The following is a 25,902-nucleotide window of genomic DNA, read 5'->3' as shown; positions in this document are numbered from 1 at the left end:
GTGGTGTGAGATTTGACGTGTGAGGCATCGAACTGACCGGTCGTTGTCCGGCGTCGGGTCTTCGGCTCTCCTGCAACACGCAGCACGGAACACGCAACACGCATCAGCATCGAAGGGTAGTGACGCGTTGCGAGTCACGTCGTTCGGGAGCGGCAGCAGTGGGAACGCCCTGCTGATCCAGGCGGAGGGGGCTGCGGGCAGCACCAGCGTGCTGATCGATGCGGGCATCCCGGTGCGTCGCCTGCGGGCCGGACTGGCCGCCGCCGGCGTCCCGGATGACGGGCTCGATGCGATCCTGGTCTCCCACGAGCACCACGACCACATCAGCGCGCTGCCACGGCTGGTGCGCTACCAGCGATGCCCGATCTTCGCCACCAGCGGCACGATGCGCGCGCTCGACGTCGCCGCGACCGATCGCTGGGAGCGCCTCGTGCCTGAATACTCCTGCCGGATCGGCACGCTCACTATCACCCCGATCGCCGTTCCCCACGACGCGGCGGAGCCCGTTGGGTTCCTGGTCGACGACGGCACCGTGCGAACGGCGATCTTCACCGATCTCGGCAGCACCGCGTCCCTGGTTCGCGACCCGATCGCGCAGGCGCACCTGGTCATCCTGGAGGCGAACTACGACATTGAGATGCTCGAGCGCGGCCCCTACCCCGCCCGACTGAAGCGCCGCATCCGGAGCGGTCACGGCCACCTCAGCAACGCCGAGTGCGGCGATTTCCTCGCTGAAACCCTCGGGTCGACCACGGTGGATATCTGGTTGGCGCACCTCTCGGAGAACAACAACCGGCCGAAGCTGGCCGAGGAGACAGTAGTCCAGCGGCTCGGCTCCGGACCGAGCGGTCCGCGCGTTCAACCGATGCCACGGCACCGACCGGTCGTCTGGGAGGCGGCCAGCGCACTCCAGCGCCCGCGCCAGCTCGGTTTCCTCTTCCCGTAGTGCGACCCCGCGCGTGCCGCGCGCGACTAGTCGGCGGCGTGCGCCTCCTGGCTACGGAACTGCATCGTGTAGAGGTTGTAGTACGCCCCGCGGCGCTCGAGCAGCTCCGCGTGGCTGCCCATCTCGACGATTCGGCCGTGATCCAGGACCACCACCCGCGATGCCTGCTTCACCGTCGACAGACGGTGCGCGATCATGATCGCGGTGCGGCCCTCCAGGAGGGTTCGCAACGCCCGCTGGATCTGCAACTCCGTCGTCGTGTCCACGCTTGACGTGGCTTCGTCGAGAATGATGATGCGCGGATCCGCCAGGAGCGCGCGAGCGAACGCCAGGAGCTGGCGTTGGCCCACCGACAGCGTGGCGCCGCGCTCATGTACAGGTGTGTCGTAACCGAGGGGTAATCGCACGATGAAGTCATGGGCACCGACCGCCCGAGCCGCGGCTTCGATCTCCTCGTCCGTCGCATCCGGGCGCCCGTAGGCGATATTCTCTCGGACGGAACCATCGAACAGGAAGGTGTCCTGAAGCACGATGCCGAGTTGCGACCGGAGCGACCGCTGCGTGACGTCACGGACATCGTATCCGTCGATGCGGATGCTCCCGTCCCAGACGTCGTAGAAGCGCGCCAGCAGGTTGATCATCGAACTCTTTCCGGCCCCGGTCTCCCCTACCAGCGCGATCGACTCGCCCGGCGCCACGTGCAGATCGATGCCATGCAGCACCGGCGTCGACTCGTAGCCGAAGACGACGTGGTCGTAGTCGATCGCGCCGCGCACTCGGGGGAGTTCGACGGCGTCGGGCGCGTCCTCCACCTCGGGCTGCACGTCCTCCAGATCGAAGATCCGCTCACCCGCCACCATCGCGGCCTGCATGACGTTGTAGCGCTGGCTGAGGTCACTGATCGGCTCGTAGAAGCGGGAAATGTAGGCGACGAACGTAAACAGCTCGCCAATGGTGAAGGCCGAATCTCCTAATACGATCCGGCCGCCGACGTAGAGCACGAGCGCCGTCGCAAGCGCCTGCGACACCTGCACCACCGGGAAGAGGATGGCCGACAGGCGGGCAGCCCAGAGGCTGGCATCCAGGTTCTCCTGGTTGATCCCGCGAAACCGCTCCATGTTGCGAAGCTCGCGGGCAAAGGCCTGGACCACGCGCATGCCGGCGATGCTCTCAGCCAGGTTCGCGTTCACCCGGGCGATGGCGATGCGGGTCGCGCGGTAGGCAGCAATGGCACGCCGGCGCCACCAGATAACCGTGCCGATGAGCAGCGGCATGACGGCGAACGTTAGCAGCGCCAGGCGCCAGTTCGTCGCCAGCATCACGCCCACGATCCCGACCAGGATGACGAGATCCATCATGATCCCGACCAGCCCGTCGGTGAACAGTTCATTGATGACGCTGACGTCGTTCTGCACCCGCGACATGATCGAACCGACGCCGCGCTTGTCGATGTAGCGGATGCTGAGGCGCTGGAGGTGCGCGAAGAGGCTGGCGCGGAGATCGTAAACCAGTCGCTCCCCGACCCAGGATGTCAGGTAGAGCTGCCCCGCATAGGTGACGAAGCGCAGCGCGATGATGACGACAAAGACAATGACCAACAGGTTCAGGGCAGACATTCCGGTGCGACCGGCAAACGTCCGGCCCGAGTCGGGGTTTACCACGTCGAGGCCGAGCCCGAAGAGGTAGGGCAATGCCAGGTCGGCGGCGGCGGCCGCGAGCATACACGCGATGGTCAGGGCCAATCGCCAGCGGTAGGGTGTGACCCGGCTGAGCAGCCTGCGAGCGACCCGGCTATCGTAGGCCTTCCCCAGGAGATCGTCGGCATCCCCGCGAAAGTGCATCATGTTCGTCTTCGGCGGAGGCGCGGACCTCAGTCCGCCACCTCGGCCAGATCCTCCTGATCCCGAAGCTGGAGATCGTAGATCTCGGCATAGAGCCCACCATTACGGAGCAGCGTCTCATGTGTCCCGCGCTCGACGATTCGCCCTCGGTCGAGCACGAGGATCAGGTCGGCGCGCTTCAGCGTCACCAGCCGGTGGGCGATGATGAACGTCGTGCGACCCACCATCAGCTCATCGAGCGCGCGCTGGATAGCGTGCTCCGTCTCGGTGTCGACGTTGGATGTCGCGTCGTCCAGGATCAGAATACGCGGGTCCATGACGAGCGCCCGCGCCAGGGCCACCCGCTGCTTCTGCCCGCCGGACAACGAGACCCCGCGTTCGCCGACGATCGTGTCATAGCCCTCCGGCAAGGCGGTGATGAAGTCGTGCGCCTGCGCGGCACGAGCCGCTGCCTCGATCTCCTCGTCGGTCGCGTCAGGCCGCCCGTAGGCGATGTTGTCGCGGATCGAGACCCCGAAGAGGAACGTGTCCTGCAACACGATCCCCACCTGGCGCCGGAGCACCTCGAGGTCAAGTTCACGGACGTCGACGCCGTCGATGCGCACCGACCCCGCGGTGACGTCGTAGAAGCGGGGGATCAGCGAGGTGAGCGTGCTCTTCCCCGATCCCGGCTTACCCAGAAGTGCGATTCGCTGACCGGGCTCGGCAGTGAAGGTCACATCGGCGAGCGCGTCCTCACTGGCACCCGGGTACCGCACCCAGACATGTTCGAACGCGACATGCCCCTCGATCGGCGACAACCGCACGGCGTTCGGCGGCGATGCAATGGCCGGCCGGGTATCCAGCACCTCGAAGATGCGTTCGCCGGAGGCCAGGGCGCGGGCGAGGCTGTTGACGACCCACCCGAGGAGCCGGATCGGCTGGCTGAGCATGGCGAGGTAGAAGTAGAAGGCGGTCAGCTTCCCGATCGACAAGTTGCCGAGCGCGACCTGCCGGCCTCCGTACCACAAGATGAAGGCCAGTCCGAGGCTCGAGAGGAGGGTCATCAGCGGGAAATAGAATGCGGAGCGCCGCACGGTATCCATGCTCCGCTCGTAGAGCCGCTGGATGGCCCGGTCGAACTTCGCTCGCTCGTCTTCCTCGCGCGCGAAGGCCCGCACCACCCGCGCGCCGGCGAGGTTCTCCTGCAACACGTTCGTCATCACACCGAATTGCTGCTGGACCGCCAGGAACCTCGGGCGGATGGTGCGGCCGAAGTGAATCGCGGTCCAGGCGAGGATCGGCATGACACTCAGCGAGAGGAGCGCGAGCCGCCAATGCGTCGTGATGAGGATGATCGACACCACGATCAGCATCCCCACCGACTGCACGAGGGATCGCATCGAGAACATGAGGAACCGCCGGATCGAGTTGACGTCCTCGGTCGCCCGCGACATCAACTGGCCCGTGTGCGCCCGGTCGAAGAACGAGAAGGGGAGTGCCTGAAGGTGTCGGTAAAGATCGTTGCGGATGTCAAAGGAAACCCGCTCCGCCAGGAACGTGAAGAGGTAGCTCCGCACAAACGTGAAGGCGCCCTGCAGCAGTCCTGCGGTCACGATCGCGAGTGTACCGAGCGTCACAACGCGCAGGTTTGACGCGACCAGGCCGCTGTCGATCACGTACTCGACGAGACGTGGGACGGCAAGCTGCATCGCGGTCCCGATGAGGAGCGCCACGTAGGCAACGATCACTCGTCGCCAATACGGCCGCAGATATCCCACAATGCGTTTGAGAATAGCCATGGACGTCCCACGCTTCCGCAAAGGTCACATCAGTCAACTATACCACGGAGACGCGGGAATCGGCGCACGTCGCACTGCGTGCCTCTGAGTCACATCGATTGGAGGACTCCGCAAGGTCGACCCCCATCCGTCCTGGAACATGACGATCTGGACAAGGAAATGTTGACCGAGCCCGAGACTGAGCGTACAATAGGTACGTACAGCGAGAGGGTGCAGAGCGGCCACTGGCCGAGAGGGAGCGGACGTGGACGAGGCGCTAGATTTCCAGGAAACCATCGACAAGTGGTTGCGGGTCGTCTACAGCAACCAGTACCGGCTCATGTCTCGCCTCTATCCCCAGGCGATCCAACCGCTCACGATTGAACAGCTACGCGAGGGTCCCCTCGGTCAGGACCTGGCCCGGCTGGCGGCCCTCGCGCGCGGCGAGGTACGCGAGGCGAAGGAGCGCGTTCTCGAAGCCATCGACTCTGTCCTCCAGATCCTCTTCTGGCCGCCGGCGGCCGAGGATTACACCGTACCCCGGAGCTTCTGGGAGACGGATCTGGGCCGGATGATCTCGATGGCCAAGTTCCGCGCGTACGAGCCAACGGAGCTGGTCAGTATCGGCAACGCGGCACAGCAGCTCGGCGTCACCCGTCCAACCATCTATCGGTGGATGGATGACCGCACGCTCGGCTACGTGCGCGACGAGATGTCGGGACGCACCTTCGTCGTCCGTGCCGACGTCGAAAACCTGCGACGCAGCATGGAGACCCTGGGGTCGGAGGCTTAGACCCCTGCCCCACTGATTCCGCCCGGGAGCGCCCCGGAACGGACAGCCCCGCCCGAGGCGCCTCCCGGGTTTTCTTTTCCCCAGGACACAGCTCCACCACCCCGCGACCAACGCTAACCCGCTCCCGCATCTGATGCCTCAGGAGCGACCAGTCGAACCCATCCGACGTTACGGGTTCCGATCGTCCGTCGCCGAGTGGCGTCCGCCACAAGCTCGGGGAGAGCCAGCCAGCGAATCGCGCGGTCGAAGCTGAAGTCGGCCTTGGAGTGCGGCGGCCTGAGCCTCCGCTTTGGGATGGCGAGGCGTGAGCCGAGCGGGGATGGATTCGTACCGCCGTCGGGACGCCGGATGGATGGCGCGAGGGTCCGACACCCTAGCATGAGCGTGGTGCTAATGGAGTTCAACGACTTAGCCTCGGCTACCCGCTACCCGCTCCCGCGTGCATGTCATCCTGAGCGGAGCCGGCCGGCGCGGGCCCGCCGGGCGGCGGCTCCGCTCAGAATAACAGCGCCCGGGCGACGGTGACGACAGCGTAGACCACGGAATGTGGTCAGACTCCGTTACCAGGCATCGCCATATCAGGCCGGGCGCTTTAGCCCCAGGCACCTGCCAACAGCGTACATCTGTGGTATTCGTCAAACGCCGTCAGCCCTGGACACTCTCAGGTAGGGGTCTTACATAAGGCTGGTCCTGATCATCTGGGATATGTCGTGTGCTTCGGTGTGGACGACCGCTATTCGTCGCCTTGCCCGGCCTCTTCGCTCGCCATGAGGCGCACGATGTCGGAACGGCTGACGATGCCCACAAGTTCACCAGCGTCGTCCACGACGGGGACCGGGTTCACTCGGCGCTCGTACATCAGGGTCGCAGCGTCCTGCACGGTGGCGTCAGGCTTCAGCGTGATCGCGGGGGCGGACATCAATTGTCCCGCCGTGGTCGCCAGGATGCGGCGGAGCTGCTCTTCGTCGCCGCTGCCCGGCACGCGGAGGAAGGCGTCCAGGAATACCACGTACAGCGGCGCGTCCCATTCGGACTGGCGCGCGATCAGGTCGTACTCGGTCACGACGCCGACGACACGCCGCCCCTCGAGGACGGGTACCCCGGTCAGCTTGTGCTTCCAGAGCAGGCGGGCCACGTCGGATACGGGGGTCGCCAACGTGACGGACACCACGTCCCGCGTCATGATCTCCCGGATCGATCGATCAATCGTCATCCGCCGGTCCTTCCCCACCGCGCATCATAGAGCGCTGCCAGCGCGCCCGGAAGCGCGTCGATCAAATCGCCCGCGACCAACCCGAGCGTCCCGACGCGCTCCATCGCCAGGATGGCTGCCTCGGTCCCCAGGTAGACCCCAGCCGCCGCTGCTTCGCGCGGCGCGAGGCCCTGAGCCATCAGCCCCCCGATCATTCCGGCCAGGACGTCCCCCGTACCGGCTGAGGCGAGCGCAGGGAGCGCCTGCGGCGCCACCAGGAGTGTGCCGTCCGGGCTGGCCACGGCCGTGTGACCATGCTTCAACACGACCACCTGCCCGAACCGCGCGGCCGCCTCGCGCGCTGCGGCCCACGGATCGGAGACGATCTGGTCGACGTCCATGTCGAGCAGTCGGCTCAACTCACCGGGGTGTGGCGTCAGCACGAGTTGCGCCGAGCGAAGTCGGTCGGGCCACTCCGACTGCTTCGCCAGCCAGTTGAGCGCGTCGGCGTCCAGCACCGCCCGGGCACGGAACTCCTGCGTCTCCTCTGCCACGACGCTCGCGCCGAACCCGATCCCTGCGGCGACGGTTCGTACCCGAAACAGCGCATTCAGGAATTCGTCGATCGGTGAGTCCTGACCCAGCCCCGGACCCACGACGAGCGCCTGGTAGCGATCGATCTGCTCGTGGATCATCCGCGCCATGCGCGTCCCAGCGCCGCCAATCTCCCCCTCCGGGAGCGGGAGGAAGGTGACCTCGGGGAGAGCCGTCGCGATGGGGGCGATCAGCGACCGCGGGACAGCCAACGTCACCAGCCCGGCCCCGACTCGAGCGCCGGCTGCCGCGGTCAGCCGCGGCGCCCCGTAGTAGGTCGGCGCCCCTCCGACGACGAGGAGCGACCCGACCTCGCGCTTGTGCGTGTCCGCTCGCCTGCGCGGCAGCCAGGCACGCACGTCCTGCTCGGTGATGAGTTGGGGGATTTCAGGGGATATGTCGGGCGCCGGCAACCCGATGTCGACCAGCCGGAGCATCCCGGTGTACCGCAGCGCCGGCGACCGGTAGAGCCCGATCTTCGGCAGTCCCACCGTGACCGTCATGTCGGCTGCCAGCGCGCCCTCCGCGACTGCCCCGCTGTCCGCGTCGACCCCACTCGGCAGGTCCAGCGCGACCACCGGCGTGCCACGCTCACGGCGGACGGCGTCGACGGTTGCGAACGCGTCCACGACCTCCGGCGGCAAGGTGTCCTTCCCGCCGATGCCGAACACGGCATCGACGATGACGTCTGCCTCTCGTGCTGCCTCGCGGAGCGATCCCGGTTCGAGCCAGACGAACTGATCGGCCGTGGCAGCATCGATCGGGGCACCACTGCTGTCAGCTCGGCGATAGCCCCAGATCAGACAACGCCAACCGCGCTCACGCAAGGCCGCCGCGGCAACCAGACCGTCGCCGCCGTTGTTGCCCGGGCCGGCCAGCACGAGGACGGTTCCCGCGCGCCCGCCGGTCGCCCGTTCGATCTCCCGCGCCACGCCGCGACCCGCCGCGCGCATCAGGTCCGCCTCGGAGCGCCCCGCATTCATCGCGGCACGTTCCGCGGCACGAATCTCCTCCACTCGACACAAGCTGATCACGACCCGTCCGCCTCCCCATCCGTCGATGCGCGCTTGGTGGCCACGACGACCGCCATCGCGACGCTCCGCGAGTGTGTCAGTGAGATCGAGAAGTGGGTTAGGCCAAGGTGTTCGGCCCGCGCCGCGGCGGTGTCGTGGAGCACCACGATCGGCTTGCCACGGCGGTTTGGCAGGACCTCGATGTCGCGCCAGCGGATCCCACGGACACCGGTCCCGAGCGCCTTCATTACCGCTTCCTTGGCAGCGAAGCGCGCCGCCAGCTCCGCTGGGCGGCGGCCATAGCGTTCCCGCTCCCGCTCGGTGTAGACCCTGCGCAAGAATCGGTCACCGAAGCGTTCAAGCGTCTGCTGGATGCGGTCGATCTCAATGACGTCGACGCCAACTTCTACCGGTCCGGCCGCCTCTGGGTCCCAGAGGGGCTGATAGCTAGCGCCCGACACCGGCATAGCGGAACCCGAGACGCCGCACATCGGCCGGATCGTAGATGTTGCGCCCGTCCAGCAGCACCGGCTGGCGCATCAAGCTCGCGACCCGTCCGAGATCGGCCTGCTTGAACTCGTTCCAGGGCGTCAGCACCAGCAGGGCGTCGGTCCCGCGGACGGCCTCGTAGGGATCGTCGAAGTACTCCGCCTCGGGGACCACCTCCCGGGCATTGTCCATCGCCGCCGGGTCGTAGCAGCGAGGGATGGCCCCGCGCTGGATGAGCATGCGCACCACGTCGATCGCCGGTGACTCGCGGATGTCATCGGTGTCCTGCTTGAACGAAAGCCCCCAGATGGCGATCGGCCGCTGGTGTAGGTCGCCCACCATGGTTTGCAGCTTGTGCACGAAGCGGCGGCGCTGATCCTGATTGATCTCCAACACGGCGTGGAGGAGCTGCGGGTGACAGCCGGCCTCGTGCGCCATGTAGGACAGCGCCTTGACGTCCTTGGGGAAACAGGACCCGCCGAATCCGATGCCGGCGTCCAGGAAGAGCGGGCCGATCCGCGGGTCGAGGCCCATGCCCTGGGCCACCACCTTGACGTCCGCCTGGTATTGCTCGCAGATCTGCGCGATCTCGTTGATGAAGCTGATCCGTGTCGCCAGGATCGCGTTGGAGGCGTACTTGATCATCTCGGCGGTCCGACGGTCGGTGATCAGCACCGGGGCGTTGAGGGCGCTGTAGAGTTCGGCGACGCGCTCGGCCGCCTCACGGTCCTCGGCCCCGAGCACGATCCGGCTGGGGTTGAAGACATCCTGAACCGCCGACCCCTCACGGAGGAATTCGGGGTTGCTCACGACGGCGAAGGTTGCGTCGGGCGACTTGACCTGGTTGATGATCGAGGTGACGAGATCTCCTGACCCGATCGGCATGGTGCTCTTGTTGATGATGATGGTGTGACCGCGAATCGTCTTCCCGATCATCTCGGCCGCGGACCGCACGGCCCGCATGTCGGCCTCACCGCTGAAGGAGGACGGTGTGCCGACGCAGATGAAAACAAACTCAGAAATCGGCACGGCCTCGTCATAGCAGGTGGTAAAGCGAAGGCGCCCCGCCTTGAGGTTGCGGGTCACGAGCTCGTCCAGCCCGGGCTCGTAGATCGGGCTAATCCCCTCCGAGAGGAGCTGGACCTTGCGCTCGTCGATATCGACCCCGAAGACGTGATTCCCCAGGTCGGCGAAGGCGGCCGCGTAGACGGCCCCGACGTAGTTCGTTCCGATGATGGTAATGACCGCCACTCGTCTACATCCCTTCACGCACCGGGTCGCTAACCCGCCTCGGGTCGCGGCTCGACTGCGGGTCTCCTGCCTCGTTGCTCGTCAACGATAGATTGGTGACCCGCGCCTTATAGCTATGTCCCGAACTGTACACGAGGAGAGACGTGATCTGGCGCGGTAGCGGCATGACATTTCTGAGGTCAAACTCGACATGCCGCCAAACCCCACGCTCGATCAACGTCGCTCGTCCCTCGGGCTCGGGGGTCTGCCCCGGCTGGATGTAGAACCCATGCCACCACTCTCGAGGCTGCCCCTGCAAGTCCACGTACGTCACCTTCAGGATCAGCGGGTATTCCGTGTGCATCTCGCCGCCGCCCGGCGGTGACTGCTCCTCGATCCAGATATCGGCCGCGAGGCGGAGGGAGGAGTGGACCCGCAGCGTCACACCGATTTGTTGCTGGATCCCCGTCTCGCAGTGGTCAGTGTTCCCGCTGGAGCGTGAGAACTCGACGGCGACGTGCCGCTCCCCGAAGTCGTCGACAGGAACGCGCTGGACGAGTCCGAACTCGCTGCCACCGTCGCCACCCTGGTCCTGATACTCCACCCATTCGGCCAGACCGCGCGTGAACTGACCATTCCGGATCATCTCGCGCACAGCGGCCGTTACCGGCCCGAAGGCACCGCCCGCGCTGACGATGGTCTGCTCGTTGGCCGCGAGGCTGCGGGTGCCGGCCTCGCTGGTGACCGTGGCATGCCCTCGCAGGACCCCGACCCGCACCGCCATGATCGGCTCGTTCACTCCCCCGTTGCGCGAGCTGCGCTGCACCTCGACCAGGAACGACCCTGCATCAGGGCTGCGCGCTGAATCTACCATCACCACCTCGGCCGGGCCCGCGGTCACGCGTAGGGTGGACTCGGTGATGTCGCCGTGCGGCGCCATACCGACGTAGATGATTCCGCGCACGGGCGTCAGCACGAACTCCTTCCGCGTCGACCAAAACCGGGACGTCCGCATCCGCTGGACGGTGACCTCGGTTTCCTCCGAGATTTCCACCGTTCCTCCATCGAACAAGGTCAACCAGCCCACGGTCCCCTGCCCGGCGGCGATCGTGTCCCCCTCCTCCACGGTGACGACGTCCGTCACGAGGCGCCACTCATCCTGGCCGGCGGGACGCACGAGCAGCCCCGATCCGCTCACGACCTGGAGCGACGCCGGTTCCGCGGTGGTGGCGTTGGCGAGGTACCAGCGCGCACCGAGCACCGCCGCTCCGACCAGGCTCAGGAACATCGCGAACCCGGCCAGGAGCAACGCCCAGGCCAGTCGCACCTGGCGCCGGACTAGCGGCGAATCGTAAAGCCCTGAAACTCCGGTCCCGGTTCCAACCATTCGCAGGTCATCCGGTTCACCACGGCTCCCGGCGGGCCCTCGCGCAGCGCGGCGCGGAACCGCTCCAACGCCTCCTCGGGTCCATCCGCCACCGTCTCAACGGAGCGCCCATCCTCACGGTTGCGCACCCAACCGCTCAACCCGAGCGCGGTGGCAGTGCGCACCACGAATGCCCGGAAGCCGACTCCCTGCACGCGGCCTTCGACTACGCAGCGCAGGCGGGCCTTCGCCTCCGGCACGTGCATCGAGCTTCTCTCCACCGATCACCCTCTCCCCATGCCGGCCTCCGCACCGACGACGCGGTGACGCTGGCGCTGCAGCGCGGCCGCCGCGCTGTCGGCAGGGCGGTAGCGATCGAGGAAGGCGCGCATCTCCTCGGCAAAGGTTCCCCGGGCGATCGCGTCCCGAATTCGTGCCATCTCCCGCTGGATGAACCAGAGGTTGTGGATCGTGCCCAGCCGGTAGGCCAGCAGCTCACGCGCGCGGAAGAGGTGGTGAAGGTAGGCGGCGCTGAACGTCGTGCAGGTCGGGCAGGTGCACGTCTCATCCACCGGCCCGAAGTGGGTTCGGAACCGCGATGCGGTGACGTCGATGCGCCCATCCGGGGTGAAGAGCGCACCCCGCCGCGCCACGCGCGTCGGGTGGACGCAATCGAACATGTCGACCCCGGCAGCGACTCCGCGCCACAAGTCCTCCGGCGACCCGACGCCCATGAGGTAGCGCGGCCGCTCGGGCGGGAGACCATCGACCGAGGCGTCGAGCATCTCCGCCATGACCTCTTTCGGCTCGCCCACGCTCAGGCCGCCGATAGCCGAGCCGTCGAGTGGCAGGTCGCGCAGGAAGCTCGCGCTCTCGCGCCGCCTGTCCGGATCGAAGCCTCCCTGGGCAATCCCGAACAGCATCGGACGGGAGGCGGGCGCCACATCGGCCTGGCGCGCAGCAAAGCGCTCGATGGCACGCAGCAGCCAGCGGTGCGTGCGCTCCATCGCCGCTGCCTGTGCGGCGTCGTCACTCCCGTAGCCGACCAGCTCATCGAGTGGCATGATGATGTCGGAGCCGAATCCGAGCTGGAGGTCGATCGCCGACTCAGGTGTCAGTTCCCAGCGGCTCCCGTCCAGGTGGGAACGGAAGGTCACGCCCTCCTCACGCACCTCCCGCCGCTGCGCCAGGCTGAAGACCTGGAAACCCCCGGAGTCGGTCAGGACCGGTCCGTCCCACGCCATGAAGCGCTGGACCCCGCCGGCCGCCTCCAGGACAGCCACGCCCGGACGGAGCATGAGGTGGTAGGTATTTGCCAGGATGATGTCGGTGCCGGTCGCGCGAACTTCATCCGGCGTCAGCGACTTGACGCTGGCCTGCGTCCCGACGGGCATGAATGCCGGCGTCCGCACGTCACCGCGCCGGGTCCGGAGGATACCGACGCGGGCCCGGGTCGCCGGGTCCGCGGCCAAGATCTCGAAATGGTGAGGCTGCTCGCCGCCGGAGTGTGGTGCGGCGTTATCGCGCTCCATCATGGTCGAATGGTAGCACAGGCGCCGAGGGGCACGTCAGGAACGACAAGCGATCGATGCCGATGAGCGACAAGCGCCGTACGCGCGAGATTCGCCGCCGTCTGCAACTCTGGGCGTTCGACCAACTGTACCGGCATGCCTGGTTCTACGACCCGCTCAGCCGCTTCGTGTTCGGCGACGAGTGGCACCATTGGCGCCAGACCGTCCTCCCCTTCGTTGGCCCGGGTCGCGTCCTCGACCTCGGCTGCGGCACCGGCGCGCTCCTCCCTGAGCTACGTACGCGAGCCACGGCTATTGGAGTGGATTGGTCCCGGAGCATGCTGCGAGTAGCGAGCCGACGTGCTCGCGACGGCGGGCTGGTTCGCGCAGCCGCAGCCAACCTCCCCTTCCGCGACGCCACATTCACCAGCGTCGTATCCACCTTCCCGGCGCAGTTCATCGTGGAGCGAAGCACGCTCGATGAAGTAACTCGAGTTCTGGCACCGGGTGGGCGGTTCATCGTCGTGCTCGGTGGTGAGGTTACCGACTGGCACGGCTGGCGCCGGCCAATCGGGGCGCTCGCTCGTCTCTTCTACGGCGATCGGGTCGATGGCACCGTCCCTCGAGGAGATGTGCTGGCACACCCATCCCTTCCCGGGGACTGGCACACAGTCGAAACGCCCCGTGGGCGGGCTCTGCTGTGGGTTGCAAGCCGCGCTGACAGCACGACGGCAGAGGGCTAGCTGGTTGTGCCGCCGGACTCCGAACCGCTGTCGTGGCCGTTGGACGCAACCGCAGCCGAAGCGTCAATCGGCATCAGGTCCGCAAGGGGGTCGGCCTTGGTCGGCATCCGCAGCGGGGCAGCAGCCTTAGCCTCGGCCACGGCCTTGGAGACAGCCGCCGCCGCTCCCGGGGGTGGCGGGGGCGTGTTGATCTGATCCAACCGGGTCGCCTCGGTCAGCACCGAGGTCGTGGTCCGGTGCACGTCGGCCGCGGACTGCCGGACCTCGTCTCCCACCGACGCGACTTCACTGGTGACCTCGTTGAGGGTCCGCTGGAACTCGCCCGTCAGGTCGCTGGTCGCGGCCCGGAACTCGCGGATGCCCTTCCCGATCCCCTGCGCGATCTCAGGCAGCTTCCCCGGCCCGAAGATCATGAGGGCGATCACCATGATCACCAGGATCTCCATCGGCCCCATGCCAAAGAAGTTCATCCACGCTCTCCGTTCGACGCTGCCGCAGCCCCTGAACCCGTCCGGTTGCTGACGGTTGGTAGTATACCATCGCGAGCGGGCACGATCGGCGAGGCACGGTCGCTGGAACGTGTGCTGGCCGCATGGAGAGGGAACGGCAGCCGGTGCTCCTACTCGACGGCCGGATCTTAGCATATCGGCGCGGAGGTATCGCGCGATATGTCGCCGAACTCGCCGCGCACCTGCTCGCCGCCGCGCCGGACCTCACCGTGCGCGTCCTCGTCAACCGCACCGGTGTCGACGCGGGGTTACCGACCATCCGCGTCATGACCCCTCCGCACCACCGTGTCGAGCGCTGGTTACTCGGGCTGGAAGTCCTGCGCCATCGACCCCGGCTGCTTCACAGCCCGGACTTCATCCCGCCAGTAACACCCGGCGTTGCACGCGTGGTCACCGTGCACGACCTCGCTTTCCTCAGCGACCCGTCCCTGCTGGCGGCCGACGGCCTGCGCTACTACGGTCAACTCCCGCGTGCGATCCACGCGGCACGAGCCGTCATCACCGTCTCGGGCACAGTTCGTGAACAGGTCATCGAGCGGCTCGGTGTGCCACCGGAGAAGATACATGCCGTCTACAACGGTGTGGCAGACACCTTCTTTGCCGAACCGTCCGAGCCGCCGAGCCATACCATCGCGCGGGAGGCGCCCGAGATCGCCCCTGCCCTGCTCGCCGGGGGTCGAGCCATCATTTTGATCGTTGGAACCGTCGAGCCGCGCAAGCGCCACGTGTTGCTCGCCACGGCGGCAGCGGATCTCGCCACGCGACGCCCGGACCTCGCTCCGCTCCTCGTCGTCGCCGGCCAGCCGGGTTGGCGCTCGGAGGAGGCCACCGCGGCGATCCGCAAGCTGGAGCAGGCCGGGCTAGCGATCTGGCTGACGGATGTCGGCGACGGATTGCTCCAGGCGCTGTACCGGACGGCGACGGTGCTTGCCCTCCCCTCGTTCGACGAGGGGTTCGGCCTGCCGCTCGCCGAGGCGATGGCGACCGGACTGCCGGCAGTGGTCGCGAAGCGCGGGGCGCTGCCCGAGGTCGCGGGCGATGCAGCGGTACTCGTCGACGAGGGCGATCCGGCAACGTGGGCGGAGGTGCTGGAGCGGGTGTTCGACGATGCGGCGTTGCGGCACGACCTGGCTGCGCGCGGCAGGGAGCGCGCGGCACAGTTCCGCTGGGAACGAACGGCGCGGGAGACCGCGGCTATCTACCGGAGGGTGCTCGCAGGTGACTGAGCGACCGACCTGGTTGATTGTAGGGCTCGGCAACCCGGGACAGCGCTACGCCGCGACCCGGCACAACATCGGCTTCATGGTGGTCGACCATCTTGCACGCCAGCTTGAGCCAGGGGACCGGCGCAACCGCTTTGATAGCGAGTTGATCGAAACGCGCGACGCGGCCGGGCGCATCGTGCTGCAGAAGCCGCAGACGTTCATGAACCTCAGCGGCACCGCCGTGGCCCAGGCGGCTCGCTGGTACCGGGTGCCCACTGAGCGCATCCTCATCATCTACGACGACCTCGATCTCCCGTTTGGCCGCATCCGGCTGCGTCCGGGCGGCAGCAGTGCCGGCCACAAGGGACTGCAATCCGTGATCGAACACCTGGGAACCGACCGCGTGCCGCGCCTGCGGGTGGGGATCGGCCGCCCGGAGCACGGAAGCACCGTGAGCTACGTGCTCAGCCGCTTCCGACCCGAGGAGGAGCGGGCCCTGCCCGAGGTCATCGCCCTCGCCGCCGACGCCGCGCTCAGTTGGTACAAGGATGGCATCGATGCCGCGATGAACATGTACAATCGGGCTGATGCCCAACGTGAGGTCGGACGCGAAGCGCAAGGGAGAGCAGACAGCCAGCGGTTCACTTCCGGTACGTAGCGGCAGCCGGGAGCAACGAGGCTCCAGGCAGGAGGTGTAACGTGGACTTCGCACTCGACTCCGAGCATCAACTCTTCCGGGAGCGCTTCCGCGCGTTCGCCAACGAGGTCGTCGTGCCACGCGCCGCGGAGATCGACCGCACCGGCGAATTCCCCTGGGACGTGATCAACGCAGCAGCCGAGCTGGGGCTCCTCGGGGTGCCGATCCCGGAGGAGTACGGCGGCGTGGGAGCCGACGGGCTCGCATTCGCCCTGCTCATCGAGGAGATCGCCGGCGCGTGCGGGTCCACCGCCCTTACGATCGCCGCCCACACCGGCCTCGTCTGCGTGCCGCTGCTGATGTTCGGCAACGAGGAGCAGAAGCGCCGCTACCTCACGCCGCTGGCTGAGGGGAAGATGCTCGGCGCGTTCGGCCTCACCGAGCCGCAGGCCGGCTCCGACGCGGGTGCCACGCGCACCGCGGCCGTGCGCGACGGCAACGAGTTCGTCATCAACGGCCAGAAGGTGTTCACCACCAACGGCAGCATCGCGGGGGTCATCATCGTCACCGCCGTGACCGACCCGGAGGCCGGGCGGCGGGGCATCTCCAACATCATTGTGCCGGCCGATGCACCCGGTGTCAGCTTCGGGCAGGACCAGGAGAAGATGGGCCTCCACGGCTCGGTGACCTCCCAGGTCTACTTCCAGGACTGCCGCGTTCCGGTCGAGAACCTCCTTGGCCGCCCGGGTGAAGGATTCAAGCAGTTCCTCCAGGTCCTCGACGGGGGCCGGATCGGCATCGGGGCCATGTCGGTCGGCATCGCGCAGGCCGCGCTGCGTGCGGCCCGGAACTACGCGCTGGAGCGTGAGCAGTTCGGACAGCGCATCGCGGACTTCCAAGCCATCAGCTTCATGCTCGCCGATATGGCGACCCAGCTTGAGGCAGCGCGGTGGCTGGTCTACCGCGCCGCCTGGCTCAAAGATCGTGGCCTGCCGCACACCACCGAAGCGGCCATGGCCAAACTCTTTGCCTCGGAAGCCGCCGAGCGCATTTGCCACAAGGCGATTCAAATTCACGGGGGATACGGGTACACCACGGAGTACCCGGTCGAACGGTACTACCGCGACGTCCGCCTGACTGAGATCGGTGAGGGCACGTCGGAGATTCAACGGCTCGTCATCGCCCGCCGGCTCCTGGCGGAAGCTTAGGAAGGGACGGACAGGCCGATGGAGATCACGCGTGTCGCGGTCGTCGGCGCGGGGACGATGGGGAGCGGGATCGTGCAGGTCGTGGCTCGCGCCGGCATCCCGGTCACGATGATTGACCGCGACCAGGCGATCCTCGATCGCGCATTTGAGACGATCGCGCAACGGCTCCACCGAGAGGTGGAAAAGGGACGCCTCACCGAGGAGGAGGCCGGCGTCGCCACGAGCCTCATCAAGACCGACGCCTCCGTCGACGGCGCCGCTGAGGCGGACCTGGTCATCGAGGCGGTGCCGGAAGTCCTCGACCTGAAGGCGGACATTTTCCGTCGCCTCGACGAGATCAGTCCCAGCGCGACGATCCTGGCATCGAACACCTCGTCGATCTCCATCACCCAGCTCGCCGCGCTCACCCGTCGACCGGACAAGGTTGTGGGCATGCACTTCTTCAATCCGGTCCCGGTCATGCAACTGGTGGAGGTCATCCGCGGGCTGGGCACCTCGGACGAGACGCACGGCGCGGTGATGGATCTAGCGACACGGCTCGGGAAGACGCCAGTCACGGTGAACGACTTCCCCGGCTTCGTCTCCAACCGCGTGCTCATGCCGATGATCAACGAGGCGATCTACTGCCTGATGGAGGGGGTCGCCACCGCCGAGGATATCGACACCGTGATGCGGCTGGGCATGAACCACCCCATGGGTCCGCTAGCGCTGGCCGACCTGATCGGCCTGGACGTTTGCCTGGACATCCTGGAGGTGCTGCACCGCGACCTCGGCGACGACAAGTACCGCCCGTGCCCGCTCCTGCGAAAGATGGTTGCGGCCGGGAAACTCGGCCGGAAGACCGGCCAGGGGTTCTACACCTACCCGTAAGGGAGCGACGATGGACTTTGCCCTCCCGGACGAACTTCGGCTGCTCCAGGAGACAGTGCGCGAGTTCGTGGCAGACGCGGTGACGCCGCGAGCCGCGGAGCGCGACCGCGAGGCCGCGTTCCCGGCCGATGAGCTCCGCGCCGCCGCGACGCTCGGGCTCTGCGGCCTGATGGTGCCGGAGGAGTTCGGGGGGAACCCGGTCGGCAGCCTGGGTGCCGTGCTCGTCTATGAGGAGGTCGCCGCCGGGTCACCAGCTCTGTCCGTCACGCTCTCGGTCCACAACACCCTCGTGTGCGGAGCAGTGGCAACCTACGGCAGACCCGAGCTACAGGCCGAGCTACTGCCCAGGCTCGCTTCCGGGGAGATTCTGGGTGCGTACGCACTGACCGAGCCCGGCGCCGGCTCGGACGCGGCCGCGCTCACCACCCGTGCCCGCCGCGACGGCGACCATTACGTCCTCGACGGACGGAAGATCTTCGTGACGCACGGGGACCACGCCGGGCTTTACATCATTTTTGCCGTCACCGACCCGGAAGCCCGCACCTCGCGCCGCATATCCGCATTCGCGGTCGACCGGGACACGCCCGGACTCACGGTGCCGCGGCGCGAGCATAAGCTCGGGCTGCGCGCGTCCGAGATCGCCGAGGTGACGTTGACCGACTGTCGCGTCCCGGCGACTCGGCTCCTGGGCAATGAGGGTGACGGATTCGGCATCGCGATGGCGCTGCTCGACGGTGGCCGCATCGGCATCGGTGCCCAGGCGGTCGGCATCGCCCGCGGCGCCTATGACCTAGCCCGACGATACGCCCGGGAGCGGCAGCAATTCGGCCGCCCGATCGCGGACTTCCAGGCGATCCAGTGGAAGCTCGCCGACATGGCCACGCGGATCGACGCAGCTCGGCTCCTCGTGTGGCGGGCTGCGACCCTGCGCGACCAAGGCCAGCCACACACCCTGGCTGCCTCGCAGGCCAAACTCTTCGCCTCGGAAACCGCGACCTTCGTGACGGATCAGGCAGTCCAGATCCACGGGGGCTACGGCTACCTTGAGGAGTACGCGGTCGAACGCTATTTTCGGGATGCCCGCGCGACGGTGATCTATGAAGGAACCTCCGAAATCCAACGTCTCGTCATCGCGCGCCGGCTTTTGAGTGACAATCAGTGAGGGTTGGAGTAACCGATGGCAGGTCAGTCAGCAGAGAAGAACGGAGAGTCGACTCAGCGCGGTTATCTCATGCTGCTGGTGGGGCACGAGCGCGCGACGTCGGACGCCGCACTCGGCATCGCCCTCCGCGCAGCGGGCCACAACCTGCGCGTGCACATCATCGAGTTCCTGAAGGGCGGGCGCGACCGCGGCGAAGTTGCCGCGGTGTCCTTCCTCACCGGGGTCACGCTTACCCAGTACGGCACCGTTCCCCCCCAGCGGACGACGGAGGACATGGACGGCCCGGCCATCGCGCCTGATCGACTGGAAGCGGCCCTGCGGGAGGCGCAGGTGCACGTGCGCCAGCGCGTCACCAACATCTTGATCCTCGACGGACTGCTCACGTTGGTCGGCCAGGGGCTGGTCGAGGAGTCCAAGATCCTGGAGCTGGTAAACGAGTCCGCCCCGTGGCTCGACATCGTCGTCAGCGGGGCAACGGTCACCGATTCGCTGAAGGAGGCCGCCGATTCCGTTACCATGATGGAAATCGTCAAGTCCAGCGAGCGCGCCGAGCAGCCGCTCCGCCGCGGCATTCACTACTGACGGCCCGGCCCGCGCGCCGGACCGAGGAGGTGGGACACGCCATGCGCTACTTCGACGTCAACGACGACGAGCGATACCGCGAGCCACCCGATCCGGCCCAGCGGGATTTCACGACCGTCTCGGGTGAGCCGGTCAAGGAGGTCTACACCGAGGAAGATCTTGAGCGCATCGGGTTCGACCCCGAGCGCGACCTGGGCCGCCCGGGCGAGTATCCCTTCACCCGAGGCATCCACAAGAACCTCTACCGGGGCAAGCTCTGGACCATGCGGATGTTCTCGGGCTTCGGCTCGGCAGAGGAGACGAACGCCCGCTTCCGCTACCTGCTGGACCACGGTGAGACCGGCCTCTCGATCGCCTTCGACCTGCCCACGCTCTACGGCCGCGACACCGACGACCCGATGGCAGAGGGTGAGTTCGGCAAGTGCGGCGTGGCCGTCTCGTCCCTGGCAGACATGGAGATCCTGCTCGACGGGATCCCGCTCGACCAGATCACGACCTCCATGACGATCAACGGCCCCGCCGCAGCGATCTGGGCGATGTACATCGCCACGGCGGAGAAGCGTGGCATCCCGCGGGCCAAGCTGGGCGGCACGCTTCAGAACGACATTCTCAAGGAGTTCACCGCCCAGAACGAGTACATCTTCCCGCCCGAGCCGTCGATGAAGCTCGTGACCGACACCATCGAGTTCGCCACGCGCGAGATGCCGAAGTGGAACAGCATCAGCGTCAGCGGGTACCACATCCGTGAGGCGGGAGCGACCGCGACCGAAGAGCTGGCGTTCACCATCGCCGACGGAATGGCCTACGTGGACGCGGCGCTCGCCCGCGGCCTGGACATCGACGAGTTCGCGCCCCGCATCTCGTTCTTCTTCAACTGCCACAACGATTTCTTCGAAGAGATCGCCAAGTTCCGCGCTGCCCGGCGCATCTGGGCTCGTTTGATGCGCGAGCACTACGGGGCGAAGAACCCGCGCTCCTGGTGGCTTCGCTTCCACACGCAGACCGCCGGCTGCTCCCTCACGGCACAGGAGCCGGAGAACAACATCATCAGGACCACGATCCAGGCGCTGGCGGCCGTCCTCGGTGGAACCCAGTCACTGCACACCAACTCGCTCGACGAGGCGCTCGCACTCCCGTCAGACTTGGCGGTGCGCATCGCCCTGCGCACCCAGCAGATCATCGCCTACGAAAGTGGCGTGGCCAACAGCGTCGACCCGCTCGCCGGCAGCTACCTGGTCGAGACGATGACGACCGAGATGGAGCAACGCGTCCAGGCGATCCTCGACGAGATCGCTGAGCTGGGTGGCGTGCTCGCCGCCATCGAGAGCGGCTACTTCCAGCGGCGCATTGCCGACAGCGCTTACCGCTACGAACAGGCTATCGCCGAGCGCCGCAAGATCGTGATCGGCGTCAATGCGCTGCGCAACGAGGAGCCGGCCGACATCCCGCTCCTGACGATGGATCCAGAGGGTGAGGTGCGCCAGCGCCAGCGGCTCGCCCGCATCCGCCGGAAGCGCGACCAGGTCGAGTGGCGGGCTTCCCTCGACGCGCTGGAGCAGGCTGCGCGCGCTGGGGAGAACCTGATGCCGCACCTGCTGCGCGCGGTACGCGCCTACGCAACACTCGGAGAGATCACGAACTGCCTCAAAGCCGTGTACGGCGAGTACCGGCCCGTGGCGGTGGTGTGATCGAGGGGAGGAGGAGAAGGTGACTGCCAGCCGGACGCGCCCGATCCGGGTACTCGTGGCGAAACCCGGCCTCGACGGCCACGACCGCGGCGCCAAGGTCATGGTCCGCGCGCTACGCGACGCCGGGATGGAGGTGATTTACACCGGTCTCTTCCAGACGCCGGAGATGATCGCCCGCGCCGCCGCCGACGAAGATGTCGACGTAGTCGGCCTGAGCATCCTCTCGGGAGCACACAACGCCCTGGTACCGCGGGTCATCGAGCAGTTGCGGGCGATGGGGATCGACGACGTGCTTGTGGTTGTCGGCGGCACGATCCCCGAAGAGGATGTCCCGCGCCTGAAGGCAGCCGGGGTCGCCGAGGTCTTCGGTCCCGGAACACCGCTGCCGGACGCGATCGAGTTCATTCGCGCGAACGCTCCACGGCGAGAGGACGCGGCGTGAGCGACCTTATCGAGCGTTTCCTGGCAGGCGACCGGCGCGCCTTGGCGCGGCTGCTCACGCACGTCGAGAACCGGACCGAGCTCGGCGCCCGCGCCATCCGCGAGTCGTTCGACCGCACCGGGCGAGCGCACATCGTGGGGATCACCGGCCCGCCCGGTGCCGGCAAGAGCACGCTCACGAACGCCCTGATCCGTGAACTGCGCGGCCGCGGGCGCACCGTCGGGGTGCTGGCCATCGACCCCTCCAGCGCCATCACCGGCGGCGCCACGCTCGGCGACCGCATCCGGATGATGGAGAACCACGCCGACGAGGGCGTCTACATCCGCAGCATGGCAACTCGCGGCCAAATGGGCGGGCTGGCGCTGGCCGCCACCGGCGCAATCCACCTCCTCGACGCGTTCGGCTTTGAGGTCATCCTTGTCGAGACCGTCGGTGTGGGGCAGGACGAAGTCGACATCGCCGAGACGGCCGATACCACCCTGCTGGTTCAGGTGCCCGGCCTGGGCGACAGCATCCAGACGATCAAGGCCGGCATCATGGAGATCGCCGACATCCTGGTCGTCAACAAGGCCGACCGCCCCGACGCCCGGCAGCTCGTCCGCGACCTGCGCAACATGCTGCTCCTGGGTCAGACGCCCGAGGGCGACTGGAAGATCCCCATCGTCGAGACGGTGGCGACGGATGGCACGGGCATCCCGCGGCTGGCGGATCAGATCGCCGCGCACCGCACCTGGCTGGAGGAGTCGGGGCGGCACCGCGGACGCATCGAACGCCGCCTTGCCCGCGAAGTGGTGCTCCTCGCGCGCGAGCGATTTGACCAGTGGATCACTGCCCGGCTCCAGGATCCTGCGTTCGCAGACGAACGCGCCGCGCTCCTGGCACGCCAGGTTGATCCGGGCACGCTGGCGGACCGCCTCCTCCACGGCGTGCTCGACCCGGCCGACACCACGCAGAGCCGTCGCTAGCGCGTCTCACCCCCCAGGGCCGCCATCGCCGCGTCGATGAGCGGCTCTGGATCGACCTCCTCGCCGCCTTCGCGGCTCAGCCAGACCAGGAACTCGACGTTCCCCGCTGGGCCGCGGATCGGCGACGGCGTCAACCCGCGGACGGTAAAGCCGAGCGCCTGAGCGTCGGTCAAGACCCGCCGGAGCACCTCCCGGTGCACCCGGGGATCGCGCACGACCCCGCCCTTCCCGACCTTCTCTCGCCCCGCCTCAAACTGCGGCTTGATCAGCGCCACGCACGAGCCGTCCGGCTTCAGCACGCGCAGCGCAGCCGGCAAGACCAGCGCCAGCGAGATGAAGGAGACATCGATGGTCACAATGTCGATCGGCTCCGGCAGCGACTCAAGGTACCGCACGTTGGTGCGGTCAAGCACGACGACGCGCGGGTCCTGCCGCAGCCGGTAGTCGAGCTGGCCGTAGCCGACGTCGATGGCGTACACCCGCGCCGCGCCCCGTTGGAGCAGGACATCGGTGAACCCGCCGGTCGAGGCGCCGAAATCCGCGCAGACGCAGTCGCGGACGTCGAGGGCGAATTGCTCCAGCGCCCAGTCGAGCTTCTCCCCGCCCCGGCTGACGAAGCGGGGACGCTCACGCAGATCGAGCGGCGCGTCGGGCGGGAGCAGGGTTCCTGGTTTGTCGATAACACGGTCGCCCGACCGAACCGCCCCTGCCATGATCATCGCCCGCGCCCGGCTGCGGCTCTCGGCCAGTCCCCGCGCGACCAGCAACTCGTCCGCGCGAACCCGCTTGCTCATCGATGCGCCGCTCACATCTGCTCGACCGCACGGTGGAACCGGCTTGTCTGGGCATGGCAAAGGGCCACGGCGAGGGCATCGGCCGCGTCATCCGGCTTCGGAACCTCGTCGAGGTTCAGGAGGAGGCGCACCATCTCCTGCATCTGCGCCTTGTCGGCCTTGCCGTATCCGGCCACGGCCTGCTTGACTTCGGCCGGCTTGTACTCCACCACTGGCACCCCCGCCTGCGCAGCCGCCAGGAGGACCACCCCGCGCGCCTGACCGACCGAGAGGGCGGTCGTGACATTGCGCGAGAAGAACAGCTCTTCGATCACCACGACATCGGGCGCGTGGCGACGTATGAGCGCGCTCAACCCTTCGTAGAGCTTCAGCAGCCGCGCGGGCATGCGCTCCGACGACGGGGTGGAGAGGACGCCGTACTCCAGCGCCTGCGGCTGGTCGTTGCCGACCACCAGCCCGTACCCCAGCAGCGCTGTCCCCGGGTCGACGCCGAGGATGATCTCCCCACGTTCGCTCATCGCGACACGCCACTCCCACGAGAGCCGGCAGAGTGAATCGGCAGGGGATCCTCCTGTGCAGCCCCGCTTACGACGACGCGTCGGTTACGGGATGTACCGTTCGGCAACCACATCCCCTTCCCGCTTGAAATTCGGAAACTTTCCGGGTATACTGGTAGGTAAGAGTTGAAACAAGGGGCGGCATGATCGGAATGCGACGGACAATCCACGTGCATACCCTCGAATCAGTTGGGTGACCCAGCGTGCCCAGGCCCCAGTGGCCCGGGATTTTTTTATCTAATGTACTCGCCCTCAGGCGGTTCCGGCGCCTTGAGAAGGTGGTGAAGAAGAGTATGGATGCGAGCCTGATCGCGCGGGGCAAGGATCGCGGGTACTTGCTCTCCGATGAAATCATCGCCGCATTCCCGAACGCTGAGGAAAATGTCGAGTCCCTCGACGAATTCTATAGCACCCTCGTAGAGCAGGGAATCGAAGTCCTCGACCACGAGCCAACCAACGGCAACGGTACCACGTCCTCCCTTTCCGAGCGCACCGCATCCCAGCCCGCACCCGCATCGCCAGCCATCGATACGCGCCAGGATGTCGCCGACGCGGTCAGCGTCAGCGACTCAGTCCGTCTCTACCTCCAGGAGATCGGCGAAACCAATCTGCTGACCATGGAGGAGGAAGTCTGGCTCGCTAAGCGTATGGAGCGCGGCAAGATCGCCGAGCAGCGCCTGGCAAACGGCGACTACGCCTCCGAAGCCGAGCGCGCCGAACTCCTGGCCGACAAAGAGGATGGCGAGAAGGCTCGGGCACACCTGATCCAGGCGAACCTCCGCCTTGTGGTGAGCGTCGCCAAGAAGTACGTCGGGCGCGGCCTCTCCTTCCTGGACCTCATCCAGGAGGGCAACATCGGCCTGATGAAGGCCACCGACAAGTTCGATTACAAGCGCGGCTTCAAGTTCTCAACCTACGCGACGTGGTGGATCAGGCAGGCGATCACCCGCGCCATCTCCGATCAGAGCCGCACCATCCGCCTCCCCGTCCACGTCGGTGAAACGATCAACCGGGTCAAGAAGACCAGCCAGCGCCTCCAGCAGATCTTCGAGCGCGAGCCAACCTTCGAAGAGGTCGCGCGCGCCATGGACATCCCGGAGGAGAAGGTGCGGCAGGTGCTGGACGCCTCCCGCCACCCGGTCTCCCTCGAAGCGCCCGTGGGACAGGAGGGCGACGCCTTCCTCGGTGACTTCATCGAGGACGAAACGATGCCGCCCCCGCTCGAACTGGCCTCCCAGGAACTGCTCAAGCATCAAATCAGCGACGCGCTCTCCAAGCTCACCGAGCGCGAACGCCGCATCATCATCCTCCGCTTCGGGCTGGAGGACGGGCAGTTCCGCACGCTGGAAGAGGTCGGGCGCGAGTTCGGCATTACCCGCGAGCGCATCCGGCAGATCGAGGCCAAGGCGCTGCGCAAGCTCCGCAACCCCACCTACAGCCACCGTTTGCGCGGCTACCTCGATTGACCGTCGGGAAATACGAAATCGCCCAGGGGAGCGAATCAATCGCTCCCCTGTTTGCGTTCCCAAGCGCTGGACCGCTACCAGTGCCCAGATGCAGCCGTGCCGGGCGATCCCCCGCGCCCGCGATGGGGCCCTATCAGCCCGAGCGGAGACGGCTGGCACTGATGGGGTTTGGCGTAAGACACGGATGTGCGCGATCGGCCCGTGCCCGGGGCTAGAGCCGCCGGGCTGAATAAGAAAAGTCCAGGGAGGGGGCTGGGAATGCGGTGTCCGGTGGGTGGCCGAATCGGATTACACCTGTCGGTAGCCATCGCAGCCCCTTCAGTGGGCTTACCCAATGTG

General features: G+C 67.1%; 25 protein-coding genes. 13 read left to right on the top strand and 12 right to left on the bottom strand.

Annotated features, from left to right (window positions below; all coding sequences use genetic code 11):
• Positions 1 to 127 precede the first annotated feature (127 nt).
• Entirely contained in the window at positions 128 to 946 is an 819-nt protein-coding gene (locus IRZ30_RS05995; protein WP_294083941.1) for an MBL fold metallo-hydrolase, read from the top strand.
• A gap of 26 nt (positions 947 to 972) precedes the next feature.
• On the opposite strand, the gene IRZ30_RS05990 is transcribed toward IRZ30_RS05995, so the two are convergent.
• Positions 973 to 2,790 carry an ABC transporter ATP-binding protein gene (locus tag IRZ30_RS05990; RefSeq protein WP_294083939.1) on the bottom strand — a complete coding sequence of 606 codons (1,818 nt, stop codon included), beginning with the start codon at positions 2,788 to 2,790 and terminating at the stop codon, positions 973 to 975.
• A gap of 26 nt (positions 2,791 to 2,816) precedes the next feature.
• A complete protein-coding gene (locus IRZ30_RS05985; protein ID WP_294083937.1) occupies positions 2,817 to 4,568 on the bottom strand; it encodes an ABC transporter ATP-binding protein in 1,752 nt (583 codons plus the stop codon).
• A gap of 244 nt (positions 4,569 to 4,812) precedes the next feature.
• Between IRZ30_RS05985 and IRZ30_RS05980 the strand changes: the two genes are divergently transcribed.
• Positions 4,813 to 5,340: an excisionase family DNA-binding protein gene (locus IRZ30_RS05980; protein WP_294083935.1), complete on the top strand. Its 528-nt coding sequence runs from the start codon at positions 4,813 to 4,815 to the stop codon at positions 5,338 to 5,340.
• Positions 5,341 to 6,073: 733 nt separating this feature from the next.
• Here IRZ30_RS05980 and IRZ30_RS05975 read toward each other — a convergent pair.
• From IRZ30_RS05975 to tgt, 7 genes are read right to left on the bottom strand one after another with little or no spacing between them, the layout of a single operon-like run.
• Positions 6,074 to 6,553, bottom strand: a complete 480-nt coding sequence (locus IRZ30_RS05975) for a CBS domain-containing protein (protein WP_294083933.1) — start codon at positions 6,551 to 6,553, stop codon at positions 6,074 to 6,076.
• The gene (locus tag IRZ30_RS05970; RefSeq protein ID WP_294083945.1) at positions 6,550 to 8,142 is read right to left on the bottom strand and encodes an NAD(P)H-hydrate dehydratase; all 1,593 of its coding nucleotides are present in this window, start codon (positions 8,140 to 8,142) and stop codon (positions 6,550 to 6,552) included. Before IRZ30_RS05970 ends, IRZ30_RS05975 begins: the two co-directional genes overlap by 4 nt.
• A gap of 14 nt (positions 8,143 to 8,156) precedes the next feature.
• Positions 8,157 to 8,606, bottom strand: coding sequence for a holo-ACP synthase (locus IRZ30_RS05965; protein ID WP_294083931.1), 450 nt, complete (start codon positions 8,604 to 8,606; stop codon positions 8,157 to 8,159).
• A complete protein-coding gene (locus tag IRZ30_RS05960; protein WP_294083929.1) occupies positions 8,587 to 9,879 on the bottom strand; it encodes a UDP-glucose/GDP-mannose dehydrogenase family protein in 1,293 nt (430 codons plus the stop codon). The genes IRZ30_RS05965 and IRZ30_RS05960 overlap by 20 nt, the downstream gene beginning before the upstream one ends.
• Before the next feature lie 4 nt (positions 9,880 to 9,883).
• Positions 9,884 to 11,185 (bottom strand): hypothetical protein, encoded by a 1,302-nt coding sequence (locus tag IRZ30_RS05955; protein WP_294083927.1) that lies wholly within the window; start codon positions 11,183 to 11,185, stop codon positions 9,884 to 9,886.
• Positions 11,186 to 11,196: 11 nt separating this feature from the next.
• On the bottom strand, positions 11,197 to 11,505 hold the full coding sequence (locus tag IRZ30_RS05950; RefSeq protein ID WP_294083925.1) for an acylphosphatase: 309 nt from the start codon (positions 11,503 to 11,505) through the stop codon (positions 11,197 to 11,199).
• Between the two features lie 3 nt (positions 11,506 to 11,508).
• Positions 11,509 to 12,756 (bottom strand): tRNA guanosine(34) transglycosylase Tgt, encoded by a 1,248-nt coding sequence (tgt, locus tag IRZ30_RS05945; RefSeq protein ID WP_294083943.1) that lies wholly within the window; start codon positions 12,754 to 12,756, stop codon positions 11,509 to 11,511.
• A gap of 62 nt (positions 12,757 to 12,818) precedes the next feature.
• Here tgt and IRZ30_RS05940 point away from each other — a divergent pair, with 62 nt between their 5' ends.
• A complete protein-coding gene (locus IRZ30_RS05940; RefSeq protein ID WP_294083922.1) occupies positions 12,819 to 13,478 on the top strand; it encodes a methyltransferase domain-containing protein in 660 nt (219 codons plus the stop codon).
• On the opposite strand, the gene tatA is transcribed toward IRZ30_RS05940, so the two are convergent.
• The gene (gene tatA, locus IRZ30_RS05935) at positions 13,475 to 13,948 is read right to left on the bottom strand and encodes a twin-arginine translocase TatA/TatE family subunit (RefSeq protein ID WP_294083920.1); all 474 of its coding nucleotides are present in this window, start codon (positions 13,946 to 13,948) and stop codon (positions 13,475 to 13,477) included. The two genes, IRZ30_RS05940 and tatA, sit on opposite strands and share 4 nt — an antisense overlap.
• Before the next feature lie 122 nt (positions 13,949 to 14,070).
• On the opposite strand from tatA, the gene IRZ30_RS05930 reads away from it, so the two are divergent.
• The 9 genes from IRZ30_RS05930 to meaB are packed head-to-tail and all read left to right on the top strand — an operon-like array spanning position 14,071 to position 22,746.
• Entirely contained in the window at positions 14,071 to 15,213 is a 1,143-nt protein-coding gene (locus IRZ30_RS05930; protein WP_294083917.1) for a glycosyltransferase family 1 protein, read from the top strand.
• Positions 15,206 to 15,850, top strand: a complete 645-nt coding sequence (gene pth / locus IRZ30_RS05925) for an aminoacyl-tRNA hydrolase (RefSeq protein WP_294083915.1) — start codon at positions 15,206 to 15,208, stop codon at positions 15,848 to 15,850. Before IRZ30_RS05930 ends, pth begins: the two co-directional genes overlap by 8 nt.
• Positions 15,851 to 15,891: 41 nt before the next feature.
• Positions 15,892 to 17,037, top strand: a complete 1,146-nt coding sequence (locus IRZ30_RS05920; protein WP_294083913.1) for an acyl-CoA dehydrogenase — start codon at positions 15,892 to 15,894, stop codon at positions 17,035 to 17,037.
• 18 nt (positions 17,038 to 17,055) lie between these two features.
• Positions 17,056 to 17,907, top strand: coding sequence for a 3-hydroxyacyl-CoA dehydrogenase family protein (locus tag IRZ30_RS05915; protein ID WP_294083911.1), 852 nt, complete (start codon positions 17,056 to 17,058; stop codon positions 17,905 to 17,907).
• A 10-nt stretch (positions 17,908 to 17,917) separates the two neighbouring features.
• Positions 17,918 to 19,069 (top strand): acyl-CoA dehydrogenase family protein, encoded by a 1,152-nt coding sequence (locus IRZ30_RS05910; RefSeq protein ID WP_294083909.1) that lies wholly within the window; start codon positions 17,918 to 17,920, stop codon positions 19,067 to 19,069.
• A gap of 15 nt (positions 19,070 to 19,084) precedes the next feature.
• On the top strand, positions 19,085 to 19,651 hold the full coding sequence (locus IRZ30_RS05905; protein ID WP_294083907.1) for a cob(I)yrinic acid a,c-diamide adenosyltransferase: 567 nt from the start codon (positions 19,085 to 19,087) through the stop codon (positions 19,649 to 19,651).
• A gap of 41 nt (positions 19,652 to 19,692) precedes the next feature.
• Positions 19,693 to 21,339 (top strand): methylmalonyl-CoA mutase family protein, encoded by a 1,647-nt coding sequence (locus IRZ30_RS05900; RefSeq protein ID WP_294083905.1) that lies wholly within the window; start codon positions 19,693 to 19,695, stop codon positions 21,337 to 21,339.
• Between the two features lie 19 nt (positions 21,340 to 21,358).
• Positions 21,359 to 21,781 carry a cobalamin B12-binding domain-containing protein gene (locus tag IRZ30_RS05895; protein ID WP_294083903.1) on the top strand — a complete coding sequence of 141 codons (423 nt, stop codon included), beginning with the start codon at positions 21,359 to 21,361 and terminating at the stop codon, positions 21,779 to 21,781.
• Entirely contained in the window at positions 21,778 to 22,746 is a 969-nt protein-coding gene (gene meaB / locus IRZ30_RS05890) for a methylmalonyl Co-A mutase-associated GTPase MeaB (RefSeq protein WP_294083901.1), read from the top strand. The genes IRZ30_RS05895 and meaB overlap by 4 nt, the downstream gene beginning before the upstream one ends.
• Here the strand turns inward: meaB and IRZ30_RS05885 are convergent.
• The gene (locus IRZ30_RS05885) at positions 22,743 to 23,540 is read right to left on the bottom strand and encodes a TlyA family RNA methyltransferase (protein WP_294083899.1); all 798 of its coding nucleotides are present in this window, start codon (positions 23,538 to 23,540) and stop codon (positions 22,743 to 22,745) included. The genes meaB and IRZ30_RS05885 overlap by 4 nt on opposite strands.
• Positions 23,541 to 23,551: 11 nt before the next feature.
• Entirely contained in the window at positions 23,552 to 24,058 is a 507-nt protein-coding gene (gene ruvC, locus IRZ30_RS05880) for a crossover junction endodeoxyribonuclease RuvC (RefSeq protein ID WP_294083897.1), read from the bottom strand.
• A 332-nt stretch (positions 24,059 to 24,390) separates the two neighbouring features.
• Here ruvC and rpoD point away from each other — a divergent pair, with 332 nt between their 5' ends.
• Positions 24,391 to 25,563, top strand: coding sequence for an RNA polymerase sigma factor RpoD (gene rpoD, locus IRZ30_RS05875; RefSeq protein WP_294083895.1), 1,173 nt, complete (start codon positions 24,391 to 24,393; stop codon positions 25,561 to 25,563).
• Positions 25,564 to 25,902 lie beyond the last annotated feature (339 nt).

The organism is Sphaerobacter sp. (assembly GCF_019683595.1).
Lineage (GTDB): Bacteria > Chloroflexota > Chloroflexia > Thermomicrobiales > Thermomicrobiaceae > Sphaerobacter.
This window is presented reverse-complemented; position numbering and strand designations above follow the sequence as displayed.

Excerpts from the sequence above, each read along its gene's own strand:
- ruvC (WP_294083897.1), bottom strand. The coding sequence starts at position 24,058 with ATGAGCGAACGTGGGGAGATCATCCTCGGCGTCGACCCGGGGACAGCG.
- IRZ30_RS05900 (WP_294083905.1), top strand. The coding sequence starts at position 19,693 with ATGCGCTACTTCGACGTCAACGACGACGAGCGATACCGCGAGCCACCC.
- IRZ30_RS05985 (WP_294083937.1), bottom strand. The coding sequence starts at position 4,568 with ATGGCTATTCTCAAACGCATTGTGGGATATCTGCGGCCGTATTGGCGA.
- IRZ30_RS05885 (WP_294083899.1), bottom strand. The coding sequence starts at position 23,540 with ATGAGCAAGCGGGTTCGCGCGGACGAGTTGCTGGTCGCGCGGGGACTG.
- IRZ30_RS05990 (WP_294083939.1), bottom strand. The coding sequence starts at position 2,790 with ATGATGCACTTTCGCGGGGATGCCGACGATCTCCTGGGGAAGGCCTAC.
- IRZ30_RS05915 (WP_294083911.1), top strand. The coding sequence starts at position 17,056 with ATGGAGATCACGCGTGTCGCGGTCGTCGGCGCGGGGACGATGGGGAGC.
- rpoD (WP_294083895.1), top strand. The coding sequence starts at position 24,391 with ATGGATGCGAGCCTGATCGCGCGGGGCAAGGATCGCGGGTACTTGCTC.
- IRZ30_RS05930 (WP_294083917.1), top strand. The coding sequence starts at position 14,071 with ATGGAGAGGGAACGGCAGCCGGTGCTCCTACTCGACGGCCGGATCTTA.
- IRZ30_RS05905 (WP_294083907.1), top strand. The coding sequence starts at position 19,085 with ATGGCAGGTCAGTCAGCAGAGAAGAACGGAGAGTCGACTCAGCGCGGT.
- IRZ30_RS05975 (WP_294083933.1), bottom strand. The coding sequence starts at position 6,553 with ATGACGATTGATCGATCGATCCGGGAGATCATGACGCGGGACGTGGTG.
- IRZ30_RS05965 (WP_294083931.1), bottom strand. The coding sequence starts at position 8,606 with ATGCCGGTGTCGGGCGCTAGCTATCAGCCCCTCTGGGACCCAGAGGCG.
- tgt (WP_294083943.1), bottom strand. The coding sequence starts at position 12,756 with ATGGAGCGCGATAACGCCGCACCACACTCCGGCGGCGAGCAGCCTCAC.
- IRZ30_RS05910 (WP_294083909.1), top strand. The coding sequence starts at position 17,918 with ATGGACTTTGCCCTCCCGGACGAACTTCGGCTGCTCCAGGAGACAGTG.
- IRZ30_RS05940 (WP_294083922.1), top strand. The coding sequence starts at position 12,819 with ATGAGCGACAAGCGCCGTACGCGCGAGATTCGCCGCCGTCTGCAACTC.
- tatA (WP_294083920.1), bottom strand. The coding sequence starts at position 13,948 with ATGAACTTCTTTGGCATGGGGCCGATGGAGATCCTGGTGATCATGGTG.